Genomic DNA, 7,390 nt, shown 5'->3' with positions numbered 1-7,390 from the left:
CTCCCCCGCCCGCTCCGCCGTCCGCCGCCGTCACCGAGCACCGGGCGGGCTTCGACCCGCTGCTCCCCTCGTCCGACCCCCTCGAACTGCGGGAGGCGCACCGCCCGCTCTCGGTCACCTACACCTACGGCGGACAGCGGCGCACGCTCGACGACTACCTCGCCCGTACCGGCACCCAGGGCTTCGTCGTCCTGGACGGTGACGGCGTCGTCTTCGAACGCTACGTCGCGGCCGGCCGCGGCAGCCTCTTCCAGTCGTGGTCGATGGCCAAGTCGTTCACCTCCGCCGCGGTCGGCATCGCGCTCGGCGAGGGGCACATCGACTCGATCGACGACCCGGTCACCCGCTACGTCCCCGAGCTGGCGGGGTCCGGCTACGACGGCGTCTCGCTCCGGGACCTGCTGCGGATGTCGTCGGGCATCGAGTGGGACGAGACCTCGGACGTCCCCCCGGTCCACGTCGCCGCGAGCCTCGGGCATCCGCTCACCGCCATGGCGAAGCGGCAGAGGCGGGGCTGGGAGCCGGGGACGAGGTTCGAGTACACGAGCATGAACTCGTTCGTCCTGGCCTGGGCCGTCGCCGAGGCGACCGGCGTGCCTTACCACACCTACGTCCAGCGGAAGATCTGGGAACCGGCCGGGATGGCGTCCAAGGCGTACCTGGGCAACGACTCCAACGGCAACAGCATGGGGTACTGCTGCTACTACGCCACCGGCCGCGACTTCGCCCGGTTCGGCCTGCTGTACCTGAACGGCGGGAAGGCCAGCGACCGGCAGGTCGTGCCCGCCTCGTGGGTGGAGCAGTCCACGCGTCCCGCCGCGCCGTTCAAACCGGGGTACGGCTTCCAGTGGTGGCTCGGCGAGGACGGCGACTTCTCCGCCAGCGGGCTCGGCGGCCAGCTGATCTGGGTCTCGCCGAGGTACGGCGTCGTCATCGTCAAGTCGACGCTCTTCACCCTCGCCGGCGGCGAGGAGACCGACGCCGCGTTCGAGGCCGTCGCAGCCGAGGTCGCGCGAACCCGCACGGCCCGCACGGCCCGCGCGGGCTAGCCGGGGAACAAGCCGGGCGGCCTCCCTGGTTAGGGTTACCTAAGCAGTGTGATCCGTATCATCGGGAGGCCGCATGGCGACGGGACCGGCGCGCGAGGGGCGCACGCTCAACCGGGGGAGGGTGCTGCGCACCGAACGCCTCACCCCGCACATGATCCGCGTGGTCATCGGCGGGGCGGAGCTGGCCGGGTTCGGCGCGGGCGAGTTCACCGACCACTATGTCAAGCTGCTCTTCCGGCGGCCGGGCGTGGTGTACCCGGAGCCGTTCGACATGGAGCGGATCCGCGCCGAGCTGCCGCGCGAGCAGTGGCCGGTCACCCGGACCTACACCGTCCGGGCGTGGGATCCCGAGGCCGTGGAGCTGACCATCGACTTCGTCCACCACGGCGACAAGGGCCTCGCGGGCCCGTGGGCGGCGAGCGCCCGGCCGGGCGACGAGATCCTGTTCCTCGGCCCCGGCGGCGCCTACGCGCCCCGCGCCGGCGCCGGCTGGCACCTGCTCGCCGGTGACGAGAGCGCGCTCCCGGCGATCGGCGCCTCGCTGGAGCGGATCCCGGAGGGCGCCCCCGTCCGCGTGTTCGTGGAGGTCGCCGGCCCCGAGGAGGAGCAGGAGCTGCCCACGCCGGGGGACGCGGAGATCGTGTGGCTGCACCGGGGCGGCGGCCCGGTCGGTGACCTGCTGGTCGAGGCCGTCCAGAAGCTGGAGTTCCCCGAGGGCGAGGTGCACGCGTTCGTCCACGGCGAGGCGGGCTTCGTCAAGGCGCTCCGGCGGCACCTCCGGATCGAGCGCGGGGTGCCCTTGGAGCGGTTGTCCATCTCCGGCTACTGGCGCCGCGGCCGCGACGATGAGGGCTGGCGGTCGATCAAGCGCGACTGGAACCGCCAGGTGGAGGAAGAAGAGGCCCGAGCGCTCGCCTGACCCCTGGGCCGGTCAGGCGGTGGCCTCCTCCGGTTCCCCGGTTTCGTCGGTGGTGGGGCCGTCGTCGGCCGTGAAGCCGGGGAGCCAGCGTTCCACTTCGGCGCGGAAGTCGCCCTCGGTCTCCAGCTGGCAGAGGACGCCGCCGCATCCGGTCAGGGCGCGGCTGACCGCCAGGTACTGGGGCGGGAGCCGGAACTGGCGGGCGAGGGCGCCGGGGCGCATGTCGGAGGCGACGCCCAGTCCGTGGGCGGTCTGCTCCCGCATCCACTCGCGGGAGTAGCGGAAGCGGTCCACCGCGAACGGGGCGGCGTGCGGCCCGATGAAGTCGGCGACCTCCTGGGGGTCCACCTCGGCGTCGGGGACGAGGAACCCCTCCTCGCGGAGGGCGTCGACGATCGCGTCGGGGTCGCCGAGCGTCCCGATGCGGGTGAGCCGGCCGATCGACCACTGCAGCTCGGCCGGGACGCGGGCGGCTCCGCCGAAGTCCATGACGCCGAGGCGGCCGTCGTCCAGCAGCCGGAAGTTGCCCGGGTGCGGGTCGATGTGGATCATCTCGCAGCGGGCGGGGCCGGAGAGCAGGAAGCGGAACAGCAGCATGCCCGCGCGGTCGCGCCGCTCCTGGTCGCCCTCGGCGATGACCTTGGCGAGCGGGGTCCCCTCCAGCCATTCGGTGACGAGGACGTTGCCGGACTGGGCGACGACCGCGGGGACGACGAAGTCGGGGTCGCCGTCGTAGGCGTCGTGGAAGGCGGTCTGGGCGCGGGCCTCGTCGACGTAGTCGAGCTCCTTCTCCAGCCGCCGCTTGAGGTCGGCGATGACCGGCTTGACCTCGACGCCGGGGAACAGCGGGGTGAAGAGCCTGCTGACGCGGGAGATCTGGTTGAAGTCGCTCATCAGCGCCCGGGCGGCGCCGGGGTACTGGACCTTCACGGCCACGGTCCGCCCGTCGTGCCAGACGGCCTTGTGGACCTGGCCGATGGACGCCGCGGCGGCGGGCCGGTCGTCGAACTCCAGGAACCTCTCGCGCCAGTCCTCCCCCAGGCCCTCGGCGAGGACGCGGTGGGTGGTGGCGGCGGGCATCGGGGGCGCGGCCTCCTGGAGACGGGTGAGGCTGGCGCGGAACGGCCCGGCGATCTCCTCGGGCAGCCCGGCCTCGAAGATCGACAGCAGCTGCCCGACCTTCATGGCGCCGCCCTTGAGCTCGCCGAGCACCGCGAACAGCTGCTCGGCGGTGCGGCGCTGCACCTCCAGCGCGACGGCCTCGGCGGGGCGCCCGATCGTCCGCTTGCCGAACCCGAGCGCGGTGCGCCCGGCGAAGCCGATCGGCAGCGACGCCAGCTTGGCGGTCCGCGTCACCGCGCGGCGGGGAATGTCACTCACGGCCCGTCCCTCGTTCGACAATGCGTCCAATGACTGTCAGGCTCTCACGCCGGGGAATGCCACGAAACGGTCATTCCCCGTCAAATTATCAAGCGTTCAGCCAGGTCCGGAGATTCCCCGGCCGTTCTGTCGGGCGGCCGCCACGCCGTCCCCGCACGGCCGCAGCAGCAGCTCGACGACCTCCAGTGCCTGGTCGATCTGCGGCCGGTTCCCGCCCAGGTAGTGCGCGTACATGAACGAGTCGGCGACCCTGACGATCGCCTGCGCGAGCGTCCGGGTGGGCAGCGGCACCCGCATGGCCCCGCGGTCGATCTCGGCCTGCATTTCCCGGGTCAGCAACTCGGTGGAGCGGTCCTCGATGGTGCCCGGCATGGTCGCCAGCCGGATGAACAGCCGCGGCTCGCGCTCGGTGAACGCCTTGAGCGGTTCGGCCTCCACCACCGCGTGCATGAACCTGTCGAGGACCATGAGGATGCGTTCCGCGCCCGAGCCGCCCACGCCGCGCGTCGCCACGCGGTAGGTGCGCTCGGTCATCTCCGCGAGGACGGCGCCGAGCAGCTGCTCGCGGCTGCCCACCCAGCGGTACAGGGTCGCGCGGCCCACGCCGAGCTCGGCGGCCAGCGCCGACATGTCGATCGGCTCGCCGCGCAGGTAGTGCTCGGACGCGGCCGCGAGCGCGGCGGCGGGACCGGCCGTCCGGCCGGAGGGCCCGGACGGTGGCCGGGCGGGGCCGTCCGGGGGAACGGGGCTGCCGTTCATCCGCTCAGCATGACACAGCCCGGCCCGCGCCCCGGCCGCGCTCCCGGTGGCCGGGACCCGCCGGATACATGGCTTTATGTCGTCAGGAGACTACCTAGGGTGATCGCGGGTAGTCGACAGGTGTGACAGAGAGACGAGCGGGCGCCGGACACAAGGGCCGGCTGCTGATCATCGGCGGGGCGGAGAACCGCACCTGCGGTTCCGGGCCCCTGGAGACCTTCGTCGAGCTGGCGGGCGGCGAGGACGCGCGGGTCGTCGTGGTGACGACCGCGACCGAGGTTCCGGAGGAGGTCGCCGAGGAGTACACCGCGGTGTTCGGCCGCCTCGGCGTGTCGGCCGTCCGGGAGCTGCGGCTCCTCGGCCGCGCCGCGGCCGACAGCGCGGCGACGCTGCGGGCGCTGGACGCGGCGACCGGGGTGCTGTTCAGCGGCGGCGACCAGTCGCGGATCCGGACACTGGTGGGCTCGAAGACCAACGAGCTGCTCAAGCGGCGCCTCGACCAGGAGGGCCTCGTCATCGCCGGGACGAGCGCCGGCGCGACCGCCATGGGGCACTGGATGATCCTCGGCGGCCACGGCCACGAGGTGGCCGCGTCCAGCGTGAAGGTCGGGCCGGGCCTCGCCCTGCTCGACAACGTGCTGATCGACATGCACTTCAACGAGCGCGGGCGGCTGCCGCGGCTGATGAGCGGGATAGCGCTGGACACCCGGCTGCTCGGCGTCGGGATAGACGAGGACACGGCGATCGTGGTGGGCGACGGCCGGTTCGACGTCGTCGGCACCGGTGTGGTCACGGTCGTCGACGCGGGGCAGTCCACGGTCGCCTACGCGGCGTCGGACGACGAGCCGATGGCCATGTTCGACGTGTCGCTGCACCTGCTGCCGGCCGGCTGCGCGTTCCAGATGCACGACAGGCTCCCGGAGATCGGCGACATGCGCGGCCCCGCGGAGGAGGAGTAGCCGTGCGCCTCGACCATGTGCGCCGCCTGAGCGGCCCGAACGTCTACCTGTCGCGTCCCGTCGCGATCGCCCGGCTCGACCTCCAGGGCCTGGCCGGACACGAGACCACCGGCCACCCGGGTTTCGCCGAGCGCCTGCGGGACGCCCTGCCGGGCCTCGCGACGCACCATTGCGCGGCGGGCCGGCCCGGGGGGCTGCTGGACGCGATGGCGCGCGGCACCTACTTCGGCCACGTCACCGAGCACGTCACGCTGGAGCTGTCCGGGATGATCGGCCGCGAGGTGTTCTTCGGCCGCACCGTCCGCGCGGGCGGGCCCGCCGACTACGACGTGATCCTGGAGTGCCCGCGCGACGAGCCCGCCGGGAGCACGGTGGTGGAACGGCTGGTCACGCTCGCCCTGCGGACCGTCCAGGGCGCCCTCGCCGGGCGGGTGCCCGACCCGTCCGCGGACCTGGCCCGCATCGCCGCCCTGCACGAGAGCGAGCGGCTCGGGGTCAGCACCGCCGCGCTGGCCCGGGCGGCGCGCCGCCGGGGCGTGCCGGTACGCCGCGTCGGCGACCTGAACCTGCTGCGGCTCGGGTACGGGCGGTACCGGCGGATGGTCTGGGCCGCGATGACCGATGCCACCTCGGCGATCGGGATGGAGGTGGCGGGCGACAAGCGGCTCGCGCACCGGGTCCTGGCCGACGCCGGGCTGCCCGTCCCCGAGGGTCGGGTCGCGTCGTCGCCGGCCGAGGCGCTGGAGGCGCTGCGCCGCATCGGCGGCCCGGTGGTGGTCAAGCCGCTCGCGGGTCACCACGGCCAAGGCGTCCACATCGGGCTGACGACCCCGCCGGAGGTCGCGGCCGCGTTCGCGGACGCGGCCGGGGCCGGAGACGGGGACGGGGACGGGGCCATCGTCGAGTCCTACATCCCCGGCAAGGACTACCGGGTCCTGGTGGTGGGCGGCCGGGTCTCGGCGGCGGCGGAGCTGACCGCCGCGTGCGTGACCGGCGACGGCACCGCGACGGTCGCCGCGCTGGTGGACCGGGTCAACGCCGACCCGGCCCGCGGCGCGGGCCACGACCGGCCGCTGACCCGGCTGGCGCTCGGCCCGGCGGAGCTGGCGCTGCTGGCGCGGCAGGGGCACGGCCCGGGGACGGTGCCCGCCGCCGGGGAGCGGGTGTGGCTGCGCCGCAACGCGAACCTGTCCACCGGCGGCACCAGCCGCGACGTGACCGGCGAGGTGCACGCGGACGTCGCGGGCATGTGCGTGCGGGCCGCGGCCGCCGTCGGGATGGACGTGTGCGGCATCGACCTGAGGCTGCCCGACATCGGGTCCCCGCCGCCCGCCGAACCCGGCGCCGCCGGGATCCTGGAGGTCAACGCCGCCCCCGGGCTGCGGATGCACCTCGCGCCGCACGAGGGGACCGCCCGCGACGTCGCCGGCGACGTCATCGACCTCATGTACCCGGCCGGGACGCCGTCGCGGGTGCCGGTCGTGTCGGTGACCGGCACCAACGGCAAGACCACCACGGTCCGGATGATCGCGCGGATGCTGGAGCTGGACGGCAGGCGGACCGGCATGACGAGCACGGAGGGCGTGTACATCGGAGGGCGGCTCGTCCACCGGTCGGACGCGTCCGGGCCGCGCTCGGCGGAGATGGTGCTGGGCGACCGCTCGGTGGAGGCGGCGGTCCTGGAGACCGCGCGGGGCGGGATCGTCCGGCGCGGGCTCGGCTACGAGCGCGCCGACGTCGCGGTCGTCACCAACATCACCCGCGACCATCTCGGCGTCGACGACACCGAGGACCTGGACGACCTGACCGGCATCAAGGCCCTGGTCGCCGAGGAGATCCGGCGCGGCGGGCACCTCGTCCTCAACGCCGCCGACCCGCCGGCGGCCGGCCTGGCGCGGCGCCGGGCGGTCAGGGACCGCCGCCCCGTGCTGCGCTACTTCGCGCCGTCCCCCGGCGAGCCCGTGCTCATGGAGCACCTGCGGGAGGGCGGCGTCGGCTACTGCGTGGCGGACGGCTGGCTGACCGAGGCGCGCGGCGACCGCCGGACCCGGATCCTGCCCGCCGCCGACGTGGCGGGCTCGTTCGGCGGGCACGCCGCCCACGTCGTGGCCGACGCCCTCGCCGCGGCCGCCGCCGCCCGCGCGCTCGGCGTCCCGGTGGAGGCCGTGGCCCGCGCGCTGCGCACGTTCGACCCCCACACGCACAACCCGGGCCGGGGCTGCGTGTACCGGATCGGCGGCAACCCCGTCCTGGTCGACTACGCGCACAACCCGGCGGCCGTCGCGGCGATGGGCGCGCTCGTCGAGCGGCACTGGGGCACCGGC

The 7,390-nt window shown here is 74.4% G+C and carries 6 protein-coding genes; 4 read left to right on the top strand and 2 right to left on the bottom strand.

Annotation, left to right across the window (positions count from 1 at the left end; all coding sequences use genetic code 11):
- The coding region (locus E1289_RS35145; RefSeq protein ID WP_243713377.1) for a serine hydrolase domain-containing protein at window positions 1–1,049 on the top strand (1,049 nt) is incomplete at its 5' end.
- A 73-nt stretch (window positions 1,050–1,122) separates the two neighbouring features.
- Window positions 1,123–1,968: a siderophore-interacting protein gene (locus E1289_RS35140; RefSeq protein WP_131988080.1), complete on the top strand. Its 846-nt coding sequence runs from the start codon at window positions 1,123–1,125 to the stop codon at window positions 1,966–1,968.
- Between the two features lie 12 nt (window positions 1,969–1,980).
- Here E1289_RS35140 and E1289_RS35135 read toward each other — a convergent pair whose 3' ends face one another.
- Together E1289_RS35135 and E1289_RS35130 are read right to left on the bottom strand one after the other, a co-directional pair.
- Window positions 1,981–3,348, bottom strand: a complete 1,368-nt coding sequence (locus E1289_RS35135; RefSeq protein ID WP_165970748.1) for an AarF/ABC1/UbiB kinase family protein — start codon at window positions 3,346–3,348, stop codon at window positions 1,981–1,983.
- Between the two features lie 96 nt (window positions 3,349–3,444).
- A complete protein-coding gene (locus E1289_RS35130) occupies window positions 3,445–4,107 on the bottom strand; it encodes a QsdR family transcriptional regulator (RefSeq protein WP_165970747.1) in 663 nt (220 codons plus the stop codon).
- Between the two features lie 122 nt (window positions 4,108–4,229).
- Between E1289_RS35130 and E1289_RS35125 the strand changes: the two genes are divergently transcribed.
- Window positions 4,230–5,066 (top strand): cyanophycinase, encoded by an 837-nt coding sequence (locus tag E1289_RS35125; protein WP_131988078.1) that lies wholly within the window; start codon window positions 4,230–4,232, stop codon window positions 5,064–5,066.
- Window positions 5,067–5,068: 2 nt separating this feature from the next.
- Window positions 5,069–7,390 (top strand): cyanophycin synthetase (gene cphA, locus E1289_RS35120; RefSeq protein ID WP_131988076.1); only part of this gene is annotated, 2,322 nt, incomplete at its 3' end.

Origin of the sequence: Actinomadura sp. 6K520, assembly GCF_004349245.1 — a bacterium.
Classification (GTDB): Bacteria; Actinomycetota; Actinomycetes; order Streptosporangiales; family Streptosporangiaceae; genus Spirillospora.
The sequence above is the reverse complement of the archived record's forward strand: the minus strand, read 5'-3'. Positions and strand labels throughout refer to the sequence as shown.

Bases quoted from the DNA above. Each gene is read 5' to 3' on its own strand.
- E1289_RS35140 (WP_131988080.1), top strand. From the start codon at position 1,123: ATGGCGACGGGACCGGCGCGCGAGGGGCGCACGCTCAACCGGGGGAGG.
- E1289_RS35130 (WP_165970747.1), bottom strand. From the start codon at position 4,107: ATGAACGGCAGCCCCGTTCCCCCGGACGGCCCCGCCCGGCCACCGTCC.